Here is a 16,389-nt window from a genome sequence, read left to right as displayed (position 1 = left end):
TTGTCAATAATTTAGTATGGTGTCCCCAAATTACCGTCCCCAAATTACCACCCAAAATTACCCAAAAAAAGCGCTGCCCGCCTGAGAGAAGACGGACAGCGCTGGTTTATACAACTGATATAAACTTAACCAACAGTAGGAGGATCGTGATGGATAAGCATGTCGAGCTGCGCGATTGACGTGTCTCCGTCACCATCTATTAGCGTGAAGCTAAATGTCTCATGCCCTGGGCCTGCTGCATTGCTGGGGTCATGCGCAGTGTAAGTGTAAGCACCGGTGCTGGGATTAACATCAAGCACGCCGCCGTATTCACCTGTCACCTTCAAACCGTCTGCGGGGGTGGTATCGGAGTGTCCATCGATTACTTTCCCATCGACATGGCTCAATGCCGCAATCGAATCAACATGGCCACCGTCGGCGCCAAATTCACCTTGGAGGGTGCCGTGGACATCTCCTACGACTTGATAGGTATCTGGCTGTGGCGTGGTCACATGAATATCGTCTATCTGTACCGTAAACTTATCGGATCCACCCGTCACATCGTTTGCATCGAAGACCAGGCGATAGGTGCCATCGGCCCCTGCTGGATTGTTTAATGGGTAATTTACGGAATCACTCTCTGTCAGTGTGCCGCCTGCGCCGTTGACCGCACTCCAATCACCATTGCTACCCTCATGGTAGAGCGTCCAGCTGAAGTGGTCTCCTGACGTACTATCTACGATGTTGACATCGAAGTGGATGTTGGCCGTGTGGCCGTCAGCCACAACGAATTCGGGTGAAGAAACAGCCCTTACTTCTGGATTACCCGAGCCCGGATCCGTGATCGTTATTATATGATCTGAAATCGATACATGGTTCGTTATCCCCCAACTATGAGGATCGGCGTCGAGCACATTTAGAGTCGCATGACCAACACCGTGAACATCATCAACATTCCAACCAGTCAGTATGTCTGCAGGTGCGTGCGGAATTGTGATATAATGTGCCTCGCCGGAAGTGTCATACGCCGCCGGCACGTCATCCATGATATTGATGGTAATATGCGCCGGGTCAGAACTGGCTGTACCGTCCGAGGTGGTCATTGTGAATACGTCGTTCTCAGGTGCATCGTGGGTTCCTGGTACTGCGGCACTCGTCAAGTCATAATGGTAGCCGACGATTCCGGTTGCGGTATCGTATCCATCAATCGTCAATGTCCCATGCGCATGCTCTCCTGCAAAGGTGTGCCCCACCAAATTGGCAATGTTGATTGTTTCGCCATTGATGGTGACAGTCTTGATATCGCCCAGACCATCGGCATCAGAAAGAGTAAAGTGCCCGGTGACATCCGTCGTTGTATTAACAACGTGCGATCCATTCGCTAGGGCAGCCTCGTATACAGAGGTACCGCCGGTAATATCCGAAACATGGTTTATACCGTCGGTAATAGTCGGAGCATGGTTAACGGGTGGTACGTAGGGCGGAACAACAGGTGCGTCGGGCGGAACAACATGTACGTAAGGCGGAACAACAGGTGCGTCGGGCGGAACAACAGGTGCGTCGGTTGGTGCAGCGAATGCTCCCTGGATGGTGCCTGATGTTCCAAATTCTGTTCCTGTGGTGCCCGCGCCAGAACCAACTTGGCCCTCAGCGCCTGTCAGAGATAAACTGAAGGGCGAAGTGACTCCTCCGCCTGCCCCGCCGTCACCGCCGGCGGCAGTGGCATCCAGGTCAATCGGCTGATCGCCCGCTAAGAGGGCCTGCTGAATCTTATCGGCCTCGGCGGTGGCATCCGCGGTTACTCCCGGCGCTGCTCCGGCATAAACATCTTCGTCAATAGTCACATGGCTCATTCGGCCGAGATCCAACTGGGTCGCCGGGGCGCCATCATGGCCGTCTATCATGATGGAAACGCTGCCGTCACTGTCGGTGATAATCTGGTCATGGGCAAAAATCGGGCTGTTGGGTGCGAGGGCTCTTTCCGTCCCATCCGCCGCCACGGCTTTTGCCGTTCCATATTGAATAAATACCTTGCCTACCGTCTGACTTCCTGCTGCTGTTCCCGTTGTGCTTTCGCTGCTGGCCATGATTAAATCCTCCTTTTAAGGTTAAAGAATTGTTTATTGTTATTTTGAGTCCAGTTTAAACTTTGTTTTTATATAGTCTATAGTACCTTGGTACTAGTTTTGAAGTTTTTTTTTGGGGGGGGTGGTTGGTTCGACAGGCTCACCATGAGCGGAACGGCTATGCTCACCAGGAGCGGGAAAGTAATGCAGGGTGGATTTGCGAAGCGTTACACAAGCACTGGACACCGGTTTGCACCGGTGCGACGACTTTTGACGAGGACCTCATGCCTTGTTTCTGTAAATAAACCGCTCCAGCAAGCGATGATAAGGGGTCCAGCCGGATTCATCATCGGGGGCCGCCGCAATGAATTCCTGAAAGGCGTTTACCTTGGCATCAAGGTCGTCCATAAAATGGACGATCAGGGCCTCCACGGTCTTGGGGCGCTTCGGCGAACCATACTCCAAATCTCCGTGATGGCTAAGCATTACATGCCTTAACTTCAGCGCCAGGTGAGCGGGGAAATCTTCCAGCGCGGCGATCCGCTTATCCACCATCTCAGCTCCCATGACAATATGTCCAACCAGGCGGCCCTCATCGGTATAATCAACGGTCCGGCCATAGGATAATTCATAAATTTTGCCGATATCATGCAGGATGCCGCCTGTCAGCAGCAAGTCCCGGTCAATGCCTTCATACTGGGCGCAGGCCAGGTCGAGGAGGCGAGCCACCGAAAGGGTATGCTCCAGGAGACCGCCGAGATAGATGTGATGAAAGCCTTTCGCCGCCGGCGCCCTTTTAAAAAGATCAGCTATCTCCTCATCCCGGAAAAAGGCGTTCAATAAGGCTTTCAGGTGCGGGTTGTCCACGCTTTCCACAATGATCATCAGTTCGGCCAGCATCTCCCCCCCATCCCTTCTGGCGGCGGGGAGATAGTCGCTCAGGGTGATGTCCTCATCGGCCGCTTTTTTCAGCTCCATGATGGAGAGCTGGATTACGTTCTTATAATTTGCCGAGCGCGCTTCAATACGGACAATGTCGCCCTTTTTGAAGGCCTTGTCCCATTCCCGGGCATTATCCCATATCTTGCCGTCGAGCTCCCCCGTTTTGTCTTTGAGGCGCACATTGAGATAAGGCGCACCCTTCTGGGAAAAGGCCAGGTTTTTTTCCGCCACCAGGAAATAATCTCCGACCTTGTCTCCCGACTTGATGTCACGAATATATATATTTTTTTTCTCCACGGTATTTTCCTTTCCCAACACGTTACAAAAACACTGGATACCGGCTTTCGCCGGTATGACGACTTTTGACGAGGTCGTTAAGGTTACTGATTGTTCTCTGCTTTGTCTCTCAGGAGGCGATACTCGCCCGCCCGGATGGTCAGCTTGGTCATGTCGAAATATTCCATGAGAGGAATAATAAATTTTCGGGACAGGCCGGTAAGTTCCTTGAAGCTCGCCGGGTTGGCCTTCTCCTCCCGGATCAGCAAGCCCTTGTAATCATTCCTCAGTTTTTGAATGACCGCGCTGTGAAAAAATAAATCCGCGCTGATTTTTACAAGCAGTCCTTCCTTGAGCATCACTCCCAAGACGTTATCAATTTGCGCCTTCCGGTCGGCAAATTTTGCCATTACTTCCTTGACGGAGGGCGGTGTCAGCGCCGCATCCAGGTAAACGCGGGCCAAGGCCCCGCGCAGGTCCTCCTGTTCGCCGGACAAGTCAACGGCATGCCCGGCAAGTCGGACATGCTCCCTTTCGACTACCAGCCCACCGCCTTTTTCCATGTCCTGCATAACCAAATGGAAAAGCTTGGCGCTGACCGGGCGTCCCAGGGAGTTCTTCAATTCCTCTTTTTGCAGCCCCTCTTTCAAAGGAAATTTCTCATGATACAACTTCGTCTGCGACATGATCCGCGCTTGAAGGCCTTTATAAAGGCCGAAGGCCAGAGCCCGTGTTTCTTCTTTATCAATCAGGACGGCCTGTTTTTTGGCAAACATTTCGGCCAGAATGTTTTTCATCATTGTCTGGTGGAGCCCGGTTCGTACGGCGAGTTGCCGCATGGTAATCCCTGTCAGACCCGCCCTGGCCAGCATCACGGCCGTTCGTTCCTGATCTGTGCCATCACGGAGGACGCGAAAATCGTCCCCTGTCTGCTCCAGATGTCGTTTATGCTTCACGGCCTGGGAATCAAGAATCATGCCCCCACCAATCGTCGTCATGGGAGAATAGCTCCTGATAACAAAGCGGTCCCGCGTCATGACCACGGCCGGTGATTCGAGCACTAACTGGGCAAAGGCATTTTCCCCCGGCTCCAGTTCGTCCTGGTCCATCAATACCACGCGGGTAATAAGCTCACTGGCGCCCACGTGCAATCTGACCAGCGCCCGGTTCTTTAATTTTTTGCCGGCGGCAGGCAGATATTCGAGGCTGACATCCAGGCGACGCGACGGGCTCAGGGTAGCGGGATGGGCCAGCACATCGCCTCTTAGAATCGCCGCCTTTTCTATCCCCTGCAAATTCACGGCGGTCCTCTGCCCCGCTTCGGCTTCCTCCACCTGCCGGTTATGCACCTGCAAGCCCCGCACTTTCGCCATGATCTGGCCGGGCAGGATGGCCACTTCCTCTCCCACGCGGAGACTCCCCGACAATAACGTGCCCGTCACAACCGTGCCAAAACCTTTCATGGTAAAGACCCGGTCAATCGGGAGCCGGAAGATGCCATTGTCGTAATCATCCTCTATTTGATCAGTAACGTTCGAGATTGCCTGCAGAAGTTCCGGCAACCCTTCGCCGTTGGCTGCGGAAACCGGAACCAGCGGGGCAGAGGCTAGGAATGTGCCTTGCAGATATTCCCGGACGTCATCGGTGACGAGCTCCAGCCAGGATGGCTCAACAATATCTGTCTTCGTGAGGGCGACCAGGCCCTTTTTAATACCCAGCAGGGAACAGATATGCAGATGCTCTTTCGTCTGCGGCATCACCCCTTCGTCGGCGGCAATCACCAGGACCACCATATCAATGCCGCCGGCGCCGGCCACCATGTGTTTTATGAAGCGCTCATGACCCGGCACATCCACGAGCCCGAGCAATCGGCCATCGGGAAGGGTGAGGGAGGCAAATCCCAACTCAATGGTAATGCCGCGTTCCTTCTCTTCCTTGAGTCGGTCCGTATCTATGCCGGTGAGAGCCTTGACGAGCGATGTCTTGCCGTGATCTACATGCCCGGCCGTGCCCAGAATAATATGTTTCATGTTGGCCCTTTCCGCGTTGCTTGTACCACGAATGGAAGGGTGATTGTAAACATAATTTTTTCCATTCTATTCCAGATTTTTTCTTGACAATTGAAATTTTGTTCTGTCCAGCGAGGTCTGTCCATCATCGCGAAGATTCTTGCCGATGGCATAGAGCGTAAGCTTTTTACCCCCGCCCAGGTTAAGGAAATACAATCCCGCATCACCGGCACAACAGACCTTAATGCGGTCGCTGATGCCGACCTGGTAATCGAGGCTGTTTTCGAAGACAAGAAAGTAAAGTCGGAGCTGTTCGCCAAGCTGGATAAGATTTGTTCGGCGCAAACAATCCTGGCCACGAATACATCCAGCTTTTTCGTGAAGGACTTTGCCTGTAAGACATCACGTCCCGATCGGTTTATCGGCTTTCATTATTTCTATCATCCGGCCAAAAACCGCCTGCTGGAAGTTATCCCCCACGCAACAACGAGCCGGGAAACCATTGAGAGGTCTCTCCTGGCGGCAAAACTGCATGGAAAAACGGCTATCCTCGTGAAAGATGCGCCGGGATTTGCCGTCAACCGTTTTTTTGTCCCCTTCCTGAACGAAGCGGCGCGTCTGCTCGGGGAAGGCGTGGCCAATATCGCCACGATAGATGAAGCTGCTAAACGGGCCTTCAATATCGGCATGGGGGCGTTCGAGCTCATGAATGTCACGGGCATCCCGATAGCGGTCCATTCTTCCACTACCCTCGGCAACGAGCTGGGCCCCTTTTATGCTACGGCGGCCGCCCTGAAAGCCCAGATGGATAAGAATGCACTCTGGGATTTATCCGGCGCCGTTGATGAATCCAAAATACAAGCGGTGAGCGACAGATTATATGGCGTCTGCTTCGGGGTAGCCGCGGCGCTGGTTGGCGAAGGCGTGGCCACCATGGAAGACACGGACCGGGGCGCCAAGATCGGGCTGCGCTGGTCGCTGGGCCCCTTTGAACTAATGAATCAGATTGGTGTTGAACGCGCTTACGACTTAGTCTCCGCCATAACGAAAAAGTACCCGGATTTTAAAATGCCTGACCTGCTGGCAAAGCAGAAAAGTACCGGTAAGCCCTTTGTTTTCAGTTATGTTGATCTGGAGGAAAAAGGCCCGGTTGCCTATATCACCATCAACAGACCGGAGGCGATGAACGCGTTTAACGAAGCTATTTTTGCCCAACTGGCAGACCGGTTTGCCAAGGCGGAAAACAACCCGGCAATAAAGGCCATCGTGTTTCGGGGCGCCGGCAAAACTTTCATTGCCGGGGCGGACATCCGTTACTTTGTGGAAAAGATCAAGGCCGGCAGGATTGCCGATATAATTGCCTTCACGAGAAAAGGGCACGAGCTGTTGCTGAGAGTCGAAAATTCAAAGAAATTGACCATCGCCCTGATGGATGGGCTTTCTCTGGGCGGGGGCACGGAATTCGCTCTGTCGTGCCAAGCCATAATTTCCACGTCAGCCACCACCATGGCTTTGCCCGAAACAGGCATCGGCATCTATCCCGGTCTGGGCGGGATGCTACGCCTCACGCGTCAGATCGGCCCGGAGCTGGCCAGATATTTCACCTTTACCGGCGCCACCATCAGCGCCCAAGACGCCTCCGAGCTGGGCATCGTCACGGCATTGGTAGAGCCGGGCGAAATAGATCAGGCGATCGAAAATCTGCTGACGAAAGGCAAGCCGGACAAATACCGCAAGCGCGATGTGCCCGTGCGGTTTCAGGCAAGGGCCCAGCTTTGCAGCCCGGGCAATGTTGCCCAACTGCTCGCCCGGAAGCAGCCCGCCGGAGGCGATGGTGAACTCGCCGCTAAGACTCTTAAAGCTATGAGTTACAAAGCTCCCTTGGCACTGAAGTTCGCCGACGAAATCATTAGTCAACAGAACGGAAAGTCTATTCCGGAGGCGGTGGAAATTGAGCTGGGCAGTCTGCAAAAAATATTTTCTACCAGCGACGCACTGGAAGGACTTTCCTCACTGGGAAGAAAAAAACCAGAGTATAAAGGTATTTAGGAAATTGGGGATCATTTGCTGCTTAACGGGACAATGCTAACAAGGATGGAATCATGCATAAACTTTTAACGAATAATTCAGGCGAAAAAATACTCCTCTTGGGAAACGAAGCTATTGCCAGGGGAGCGATCGAGGCGGGACTTGCGTTTGCGGCCACTTACCCGGGAACGCCCTCCTCGGAAATCTCACTCAACCTGTTCCAGGTAGCCCAGGAAAGCGCCCTCTACTTCGAATACAGCACCAATGAAATGGTGGCGCTGGAAGTAGCGGCGGCGGCGGCGAATTCAGGCGTGCGCAGCATGTGCATCATGAAACATGTGGGGCTCAATGTGGCCGCCGATGCCCTGATGACCTTGGCATATGTAGGCGTCAAGGGCGGAATGGTCATCGTCACTGCCGATGATCCCGCCATGTTTTCCAGTCAGAACGAACAGGACAACCGCTACTACGGCAAACTCTCCGGGTTGCCGATTCTGGAGCCCTCGTCGGTGGGGGAAGCAAAGGAAATGCTCTCCTATGCCTTCGATCTTTCGGAAAAACTGCAGGAGCCGGTGATTTTCAGAACGACCACCCGGCTCAACCACTCTACGGGCATCGTTGAGTTAGGCAAAATTAAAAAACCAAAGGTCAAGGGTACTTATACCAAAGACCCGTTAAACTACGTTACCGTGCCGGCTGTGTCGAGAAAGCTGCATGTCAAGCTGCTGAAGAACATCGCTGCCGCCACCGCTCTGGCCGACAAGTCGAGCTATAATTTTGTGGTCGGCCGGGGTGATTACGGCATCATCTGCAACGGGGTGAGTTATGCTTACGTAACCGACGCCCTCAAGGACTTGAAACTGGCAAGTAAGGTCCGGGTGCTGCGCATTGGTTTTTCCCATCCCCTGCCGGGAAATTTAATCAAGAAATTTTTGCGGGATTGCAAAAAGATTTTAATCGTGGAAGAAGGCGAACCCTACATGGAGGAATCCGTCAAGGCCTTTGCCCAGGAAGAGAAGCTTACTCTGACGATCAAGGGCAAGGACGATGATCTTTTCTCCCGTCTTTATGAGTATGATCCCGCTCTGGTCAGGCAGTGCGTCGCCCGGTATTTCGAGGTTGCCTACAAGGCGCCCAAACCGCTTGACCTCTCCAACGTTCCGGAACTTCCCCAGCGTCCACCCACCCTTTGCGCGGGATGCTCTCACCGGGCCACATTTTACGCCGTTAAAAAAGCGGCCGCCGAGCTGGGGATGGATACCATCTGCCCCAACGACATCGGCTGCTACACCCTCGGGTTCCTGGCCCCTCTCAGCATGGGCGATTTCGTCATCTGCATGGGCTCATCCGTAGGCACAGCCGGCGGTTTTTCCAAGGTAAACGGTGATAAAAAGGTCATCGCCTTCATCGGGGATTCAACGTTCTTTCACTCGGGCATACCGGGCCTGATCAATGGAGTCTTCAATAACCACAACTTTACCTTAGTTATCCTTGATAACGGCATCACGGCCATGACGGGCCACCAGCCGAATCCGGGGGTTGACATGAGTGAGTTCAATCTGACCGGTTACGGGCGCGTGGTCATTGAAGACGTAGTGAAGGCCCTGGGAGTTCCACACATCACGGTGATCAAGCCTTATAAAATCAAAAAGAGTATGGAAGCTATCAAGGAAGCCCTGAGTTTTAAAGGTGTTTCCGTGATCATTGCCAAGGAGATGTGCACCCTCTATGCCAAGAGTCTGAAAAAAGCGCAGGGAAAGCCTTTTTACATCAGTGACAAATGCAAGAATCACCGAACCTGCGTCAATGAACTTGCCTGTCCGGCGTTCTTCATAAAGAATAACCGGGTCCAGATAGACCCGATCCAGTGTGTCGGGTGCACGATATGCGCGCAGATTTGCCCGGAAAATGCGATTTTGCCAATAAAAGACAAGTAATGTCGGAGGTATAAAATTAAATGAAAACAACAAGATTAGTCATTGTGGCCGTAGGCGGTCAGGGAAACCTGCTGGCTTCGCGCATTTTGGGTGAAGCGGCGCTGTTGGCCGGAGTTGCGGTCCGTTTGAGCGAGATCCATGGCATGGCGCAGCGGGGAGGGGTTGTAGAATCAACCCTTATCTTTGGCGAGGCGGAAAGCACGATCATTTCGAATGGCGAAGCGGACGTCATTGTGGGCTTTGAGCCTTCCGAAACACTGCGGACGATGAACAAGGGCAACTCCGGCACCGTAGTGATAACCAATCTGGCGCCGCTCCCCCCCTTCACGGTGGCCATCGGGAAAGGAGTTTACCCCGATTTGGGCTTGCTGCAGAAGCTGATCCGGGAGAAAGCGAAAAGACTTATCGCCTTCGACGCCGCGGCCCTCGCTAAAGAAGCGGGCAACGTCCTGTCGGTGAATATGGTCTTGCTCGGCGCGCTCCTGCAAACCGGCGTTCTCCCTCTCAAGACTGAGGACGTGAAAGCGGCGATTGTCGCCAGAACCGGTAAATTCTCCGCAGCAAATATTAAGGCGTTCGATCTGGGCTTTGCTTCTGCCAAGCTCAGTTAGTTCACCCTGATGAATATTCAAAAAGTTTTTGTCGGTATTGATATAGGGGCATCCCGGACCAAAGTAGCCGTCATGGATGCCACGCGTCGTCTTCTCGGGTATGCCGTGGAAAAATCAGGAACAGATTTTTCCGCGGCGGCGGAGAAATGTCTCGCTGCCTCGCTGGCCATGGCCAAGGCGTCCAGGGAAGATATCGTCCATACCATTTCCACTGGGTACGGTAGAAAAAATGTACCTTTCGCCAACAATGCCAAGACAGAAATCAGTTGCCATGGGAAAGGATGCTTTTACTATTTTCCCCTGGCCATCACCATTATTGATATCGGAGGACAGGACAACAAAATTATCAGGCTCGATAGCGAAGGGCGCAGGGTTAATTTCAAGATGAACCGCAAATGCGCCGCCGGAACGGGCGCCTTTCTGGAAGAGATGTCCGCCCGTCTGGACATACCCCTGGAAAACATGGACAGCCTGGCCAGGCAATCGCAGCACATAGTGGAGTTGGGAAGCTTCTGTACCGTCTTCTCGGGCACGGAAGTGTTGGAAAAAATACGTCAGGGGAAAAAAGTGACCGATATCACCAAAGGCCTTTTCCTGTCGGTCATAAGGCGGGTCCTGGAAATGGACTCGCTGGCGGACAATATCGTCATGACGGGAGGCGTAGTCGCTCACAACCCCTATATTGTAACCATGACTGAAGAAATTCTTAAAAGGAAGATCCTGGTGCCTGAGCATCCCCAGCTCACGGGCGCCATCGGTGCGGCTCTTTACGCCAGCGAAGCACAGACCGATATTTCCGCCAGTATGGCGGATTAACTATTGAAGCAAATGGAGACGACAATATGAATGAAGAGAAGAAACCGGTGCGAAAAAAGATTCGTGCCGCTGTCGAGATGAACAGGATAATGGCCGAGTATTTCTATGAGCTCGATAATGCCGCCAAAACGGGTGAAAAAAAGATTGCCTGGTGTACCAGCGTCGGACCGGCCGAAATTCTCAGAGCCCTGGGCTTCCTGGTTTACTTTCCCGAAAACCACGGCGCCATGCTGGGGGCGACCCGCATGTCCACGGACGTCATCCCTCTGGCCAACGCCCGCGGTTATTCTCCCGAAATCTGCTCCTATCTTACTGCCGACGTGGGGGCCTACATCGCCGGGGTGACGCCTCTATCCAAGGCTTACAAGGGCATCGAAAAAGTCCCCCGGCCCGATGTGCTGGTTTACAATACAAATCAGTGCCGCGACGTGCAGGACTGGTTTTTGTGGTATGCGCAGGAGTTAAAAGTCCCCCTGATGGGCATCAACTCCCATCGGGGCGTGCGGGATGTGGGCGAAGCCCATGTATCATCCATTGTCAAACAGATGGAAGACCTGATCGAACCTTTAGCGGCTATATCAGGGAAAAAATTCGACCTGGACGAATTGAAACACGTGGTTGGTCTTTCCCGCGTCTGTTCGGACCTATGGAAAAAAGTCCTGGACACTGCCTCCGCGCGGCCCTCGCCGGTCACTTTTTTCGACTGTACCATCCACATGGGCCCGGCCGTGGTGCTGAGAGGAACAAAGCAGGCGGTGGATTACTATAATCTCCTGCTGGCGGAGTTGAATGAGCGAATCAAGAATAAGGAAGGCGCCCTGGAAAATGAACGTTTTCGGTTGTATTGGGACGGGATGCCTGTCTGGGGCCGGCTGAGCGACCATGCCGCCCTTTTTTCCAATCTGAACACGAACGTCCTTGCTTCAACATATTGCAATAGTTGGATATTCACAGATTTCGAGGCATCCGACCCCTTTACGAGCATGGCCAAGGCCTACACCCGGCTCTTTATAGTGAGATCCGAAGATGCCAAGGAACGATATATCAAGGATATGTTAAAGTTCTTCAAGATTGACGGCATGATCTACCACGATGCGAAAACCTGCCCGAACAACTCCAATTGCCGTTATGGCATGCCCCAAAGACTGGAAAAAGAAACAAAAATACCGAGCCTGACCATCAATGGGGACTTGAATGATCTCCGGTGCGTCTCCGATGAGCAGACCAAGACCAACATAGAGGCATTTATCGAACAACTGGAGGAAAGGAAACTTGATATTGGAGCGTGAACAGGGTATGTACATATAACCGAGATAAGTAACAATACCAAATAACCTTTAGAAGAGGGGGGCATGGATGATAAAAGAATCATTAATAGGCGAATTTAAAAGAATTGTTGGTAAGGAGAATGTCCTCACAACGCCTGAGGCTTTGAAGGCATATTCCTATGACGGGACCACAAGCTGGATACATGAGCCCGAAGTAGTCATATTCCCTACAAAAACGAAGGAAATTTCCGAGATCATGAAGATTGCCAACGCGGAGAAGATCCCCGTGACTCCGAGGGGTGGGGGCACAAACGTAAGTGGTGGTTCCGTTCCCTGGCATGGCGGCATTGTTCTCTGCACCACGAAGATGAACAAGATATTGAAAATTGACAAAGAGAACCTCACCGCCACCGTGGAGCCCGGCGTTGTCCTTCAGGATCTGACTCTCAGACTCATGAAAGAGGGGCTTTTCTTCCCGCCTGACCCCCAGAGTTTTTTGGGTGCTACTTTGGGTGGAATCATCGCCGAAAATGCGGGCGGGCCGGCCTGTGTCAAATATGGCGTCACAAAACAGTATATCCTGGGCATTGAAGTCGTGTTGCCTACCGGTGAAATTGTCAGCCTCGGCGGACGGACATTGAAAAACGTTGTGGGTTATGACCTGCTTCATATTTTTATCAGCTCCGAAGGCACCCTTGGTGTCGTGACCAGGGCGGAATTGAAACTTAACCCGATTCCTCCGGCGAGGAAGACCACCATGGTTGTCTTTGATGATGTGGCCAAGGCCGGAGAAAGTGTGTTCAGGGTTCTGGAAAACGGCGTAATACCAGACAAGATCGAACTTCTCGATAACTGGGTTATCAATAGAATTGAAGAAATGATGCCGATGGGGCTCCCGAAGGATGCCGATGCGGTGCTCCTGTTTGAATGCGATGGCATTGCGGAAGCAGTCGAGAAAGAAACGGAAAAGATTGTAGAGATCACCAAGAAATACGGCGCCGTTGATGTAAGGGTGGCTAAAGATGTGGATGAAGCAAATAAATACTGGCTCGCCAGACGCGCCGGGTTTGCTGCTGTTTTCGGCAAGACAAAAACAGTCTTCGCTGAAGACGTGACCGTGCCGAGAGGAATGATACCGGCCTTGATCAACAGATGCAAAGAGCTGGCGAAGAAGTACGATGTGGAGATCGTCGTGCTCGGTCATGCCGGAGACGGGAATCTCCATCCTGCTGTCCTTACAGATATAAATAACAAAGATCACTATGAACGGGCAGTAAAGGCCATGGAAGGCATTATTGAGGCGGCCGTTGAATTTGGCGGTGTGTTATCTGGTGAACACGGTATCGGTCTCGAAAAACAGAAATTCTTCATGAGGGTCACAGACCCCGTCGTTGTAAAAATGATGAAGGATGTGAAGGCGCTTTTTGATCCTAACAATATCATGAACCCGGGCAAAATCTGGGATTAGCATATAAGGGGGTTCTCCTTGAAAGACATAGAAGAGCTTAAAAAAATAGAAGAGTTTTCAGATCAGTGCATGAAATGTGGTTTTTGCAGTTTTTTCTGCCCGGTATATCAGGAAGAAAAGACGGAGACTTCCGTTGCCAGGGGTAAAAACTACCTCGTTAAACAGATCCTGAGCGGTAATCAGGAATTCACCGAGGAGATGGGCACGATCATCAGTAAATGCCTTCTGTGTAAACGATGCGTCGCTAATTGTCCTTCAAAGACCCAGATTGACAGGGTTGTTGTGGGGACAAGGGCCCAGATGGTGAAAAACAAGGGGTTGGGTTTTATAAAGAACTTTGCGTTTCGGAAGGTAATGTCCAACAGAAAGGCCTTTGGAAATTATGTGAGATTAGCCAAGGCATTCCAGTGGCTGCTTCCCAAGACAGAAGGCAATATCAGGCACTTGCCCGATTTTATGAAGGCGCTGGGCCAGGGAAGGAATATCCCTGCGCTGGCCGACAAGTTTCTGCGTGATCAGGTTAAACCTGTCTATAAGCCACAGAACGGTCAGGCGGCAAAAATGAAGGTCGGCTTCTTTATGGGGTGTGCCATGGACTTTGTATATCCTGAACTGGGGCTGAAGATTATTGATTTCCTGACAAAAAAGGGTATTGAAGTGGTTGTTCCCGAAAGTCAGAACTGCTGCGGCGCGGCCATTTACTTCAGCGGTGATTTTGAGACCGGCAGGATGCTTGCCGAAGAAAACATTAAAGCATTTAAAGATGTTGATTATATTGTAACAGGTTGCGGCACGTGCAGTTCCACTTTGAAGGATTATCAGAAATACCTCCCGGATAACGAGGATCAGAAAAAAAGATATCAGGAATTTGAAAAGAAGGTCAAAGACAGCACCGAGTTTATTATTGATGTGATGAAGGTGCCACTGGAAGAATTCAAGCTGAAAAAGGAATTCGAAGGCAAGACGGCCACATGGCACGACCCGTGCCACCTGGTAAGGTATCAGAACATCAAAGACCAGCCCCGGATGATCCTGAAGGCCTTAAAGGGCTTGAAATATGTTGAAATGCCTAATGCCGATATGTGCTGCGGCATGGGTGGTTCCTTCAGTGTTTATCACTATGACCTGACCAAGAAGATTGCCGATAAGAAGATGGACGGTATCAAGGCAACTGGTGCAGATATAGTTGTCACTGCCTGTCCTGGTTGCATGATAAATCTGATAGACAACGCCCTGAGAAACAAGATGCCGCAGAAGGTGTACCATTTCCTGGAGCTCGTTGAATAAAGGCAGTTTTTACCAAAAAATTATCGTTTTAAAAAATAATTTCAGGAGGACGAAACATGAAGAACGGACACTGGTTAACAGCAAAAGACGTGGTACGAGTAAATGCCCTGAAGTTTCCTGATAAAATCGGTATCAAAGACTTGTACAAGGCTTATACATTCAAACAGTGGGACGAGAGATCATGCCGACTGGCCAATGCACTTGCCGATATGGGCATGAAGAAGGGCGACCGGTTTGCCGTCCTCGCCTACAACTGTGTGGAATGGATGGAGATTTACGCGGCCGCGGCGAAGGGCGGGTTTATATGCGTTCCACTGATGTTCAGGCTGGCGCCGGTAGATATTGAATATATCACCAACCACTGTGAGGCAAAGGTTTTTATCGTACAGGGTGGAAAGGATGGCGCCGACGGCAAAGAATTCCCCTGGATTAACCAGATGAATGAAACGAAGAAAAAGCTCACTACCGTCAAGAAGTATGTCTCCTTTGCCTTGAATAATGAGAAATATGACGGCTTTGTTTCTTACGAAGAAGCGCTGGCCAAAGCGAGCCCGGAAGAACCGGCGACCGTGGTAGATGCGGAAGATCCCTGGGTCATCATGTACACCGGTGGCACAACGGGCAGGCCCAAGGGCGTCGTAAAGACACACGCCAATCTCTTTGCCCAGTATTTTATTCAGATATTTGATCACCAGTTCAATTATGATGACTGCAATCTCCTGGTCATGCCCTGCTGCCATGTAAACTCCCTCTTCTATTCATTTGTTGTTACCTGGGTCGGCGGTACCGTGATGGCATACAACATGGTGAGTTTTAGCCCTGAGAATCTGTTAAAAACCTTCGCGGAGCACAAAGTTACCTTTACCTCATTAGTTCCCACCCATTACATCATGATGCTCGCGCTGCCGGACGATGTGAAGAAGAAATATGATCTGACCTGCGTTAAAAAACTTCTGATCTCCTCTGCCCCGGCCAGAAGAGACACCAAGCTTGGCGTCCTCAAGATGTTCTCCAACTCAGAGCTCAATGAAGCATACGGCTCTACGGAAGCAGGCATTGTAACAGTCCTCAAACCCCATGAACAGCTTACCAAGCTTGGCTCATGCGGTCGTGAGGTTATCGGCACCGACTATATCAAATTCTACGATGAGGAAGGAAAACTGGTAACGAAGCCGAACGAAGTGGGCGAACTCTACTCAAGAAGCCCCATGGTTTTTGAAGAATACTGGAAAGAGCCCGAGAAGACCAAAGCAGCGATGAAGGGCGAATACTTCAGCGCCGGCGATATGGGATACCGTGATGAAGACGGGTATATCTATCTCGTTGACAGAAAGGCCAACATGATTATCTCCGGCGGCGAGAACATCTTCCCGTCTGAGGTAGAGAACTGTGTCGGCAGTCTTGAGAAAGTTAAAGATGTTGCCGTCATCGGCGTTCCTCACGAAAAATGGGGTGAACAGGTAATGGCCGTCGTGGTATTACATGAAGGAAAAACCTCAACACCGGAAGAAATTATCGGCCACTGCAAGGGCAAGATCGCCGGCTTCAAGGTTCCCAAAAACATCGTCTTTATCAAAGACGAAGAAATGCCCAGAAGCGGCGCCGGCAAGATACTCCACAGGATACTGAGAGAACAGTTCGGAAAATGGAGCGATCATCAGTAGCAAGGTAGATTGGTGAGGGGGCTGATTTCGAATCTGTC

The 16,389-nt window shown here is 51.6% G+C and carries 11 protein-coding genes; 8 read left to right on the top strand and 3 right to left on the bottom strand.

Annotation, left to right across the window (positions count from 1 at the left end):
• Positions 1-125: 125 nt before the first annotated feature.
• The 3 genes from NT140_08235 to selB all read right to left on the bottom strand — a co-directional run bounded on the left by NT140_08235 (position 126) and on the right by selB (position 5,293).
• Positions 126-2,066: a hypothetical protein gene (locus tag NT140_08235; protein ID MCX5831859.1), complete on the bottom strand. Its 1,941-nt coding sequence runs from the start codon at positions 2,064-2,066 to the stop codon at positions 126-128.
• Between the two features lie 261 nt (positions 2,067-2,327).
• Complete coding sequence (locus tag NT140_08230) at positions 2,328-3,284, bottom strand: HD domain-containing protein (protein MCX5831858.1); 957 nt, start codon at positions 3,282-3,284, stop codon at positions 2,328-2,330.
• Positions 3,285-3,367: 83 nt separating this feature from the next.
• Positions 3,368-5,293, bottom strand: coding sequence for a selenocysteine-specific translation elongation factor (selB, locus tag NT140_08225; GenBank protein MCX5831857.1), 1,926 nt, complete (start codon positions 5,291-5,293; stop codon positions 3,368-3,370).
• A gap of 90 nt (positions 5,294-5,383) precedes the next feature.
• On the opposite strand from selB, the gene NT140_08220 reads away from it, so the two are divergent.
• The 8 genes from NT140_08220 to NT140_08185 all read left to right on the top strand — a co-directional run bounded on the left by NT140_08220 (position 5,384) and on the right by NT140_08185 (position 16,351).
• A complete protein-coding gene (locus NT140_08220) occupies positions 5,384-7,321 on the top strand; it encodes an enoyl-CoA hydratase/isomerase family protein (GenBank protein ID MCX5831856.1) in 1,938 nt (645 codons plus the stop codon).
• Positions 7,322-7,374: 53 nt separating this feature from the next.
• Positions 7,375-9,237, top strand: coding sequence for an indolepyruvate ferredoxin oxidoreductase subunit alpha (iorA, locus tag NT140_08215; protein ID MCX5831855.1), 1,863 nt, complete (start codon positions 7,375-7,377; stop codon positions 9,235-9,237).
• Between the two features lie 20 nt (positions 9,238-9,257).
• A complete protein-coding gene (locus NT140_08210; protein MCX5831854.1) occupies positions 9,258-9,848 on the top strand; it encodes an indolepyruvate oxidoreductase subunit beta in 591 nt (196 codons plus the stop codon).
• A gap of 9 nt (positions 9,849-9,857) precedes the next feature.
• Entirely contained in the window at positions 9,858-10,664 is an 807-nt protein-coding gene (locus NT140_08205; protein ID MCX5831853.1) for an acyl-CoA dehydratase activase, read from the top strand.
• A 26-nt stretch (positions 10,665-10,690) separates the two neighbouring features.
• Positions 10,691-11,953 carry a 2-hydroxyacyl-CoA dehydratase family protein gene (locus NT140_08200; protein ID MCX5831852.1) on the top strand — a complete coding sequence of 421 codons (1,263 nt, stop codon included), beginning with the start codon at positions 10,691-10,693 and terminating at the stop codon, positions 11,951-11,953.
• A 67-nt stretch (positions 11,954-12,020) separates the two neighbouring features.
• Entirely contained in the window at positions 12,021-13,400 is a 1,380-nt protein-coding gene (locus NT140_08195; GenBank protein MCX5831851.1) for an FAD-binding protein, read from the top strand.
• 18 nt (positions 13,401-13,418) lie between these two features.
• Positions 13,419-14,687, top strand: a complete 1,269-nt coding sequence (locus NT140_08190; GenBank protein ID MCX5831850.1) for a (Fe-S)-binding protein — start codon at positions 13,419-13,421, stop codon at positions 14,685-14,687.
• Positions 14,688-14,743: 56 nt separating this feature from the next.
• Positions 14,744-16,351 carry an AMP-binding protein gene (locus NT140_08185; GenBank protein ID MCX5831849.1) on the top strand — a complete coding sequence of 536 codons (1,608 nt, stop codon included), beginning with the start codon at positions 14,744-14,746 and terminating at the stop codon, positions 16,349-16,351.
• Positions 16,352-16,389: the final 38 nt, after the last annotated feature.

The sequence above is a fragment of the Deltaproteobacteria bacterium genome, from assembly GCA_026388415.1.
Lineage (GTDB): Bacteria > Desulfobacterota > Syntrophia > Syntrophales > JACQWR01 > JAPLJV01.
This window is presented reverse-complemented; position numbering and strand designations above follow the sequence as displayed.

What these genes read in the sequence shown, in the direction of transcription:
- NT140_08235 (MCX5831859.1), bottom strand. Translation starts at nt 2,066, where the DNA reads ATGGCCAGCAGCGAAAGCACAACGGGAACAGCAGCAGGAAGTCAGACG.
- selB (MCX5831857.1), bottom strand. Translation starts at nt 5,293, where the DNA reads ATGAAACATATTATTCTGGGCACGGCCGGGCATGTAGATCACGGCAAG.
- iorA (MCX5831855.1), top strand. Translation starts at nt 7,375, where the DNA reads ATGCATAAACTTTTAACGAATAATTCAGGCGAAAAAATACTCCTCTTG.
- NT140_08210 (MCX5831854.1), top strand. Translation starts at nt 9,258, where the DNA reads ATGAAAACAACAAGATTAGTCATTGTGGCCGTAGGCGGTCAGGGAAAC.
- NT140_08205 (MCX5831853.1), top strand. Translation starts at nt 9,858, where the DNA reads ATGAATATTCAAAAAGTTTTTGTCGGTATTGATATAGGGGCATCCCGG.
- NT140_08200 (MCX5831852.1), top strand. Translation starts at nt 10,691, where the DNA reads ATGAATGAAGAGAAGAAACCGGTGCGAAAAAAGATTCGTGCCGCTGTC.
- NT140_08195 (MCX5831851.1), top strand. Translation starts at nt 12,021, where the DNA reads ATGATAAAAGAATCATTAATAGGCGAATTTAAAAGAATTGTTGGTAAG.
- NT140_08185 (MCX5831849.1), top strand. Translation starts at nt 14,744, where the DNA reads ATGAAGAACGGACACTGGTTAACAGCAAAAGACGTGGTACGAGTAAAT.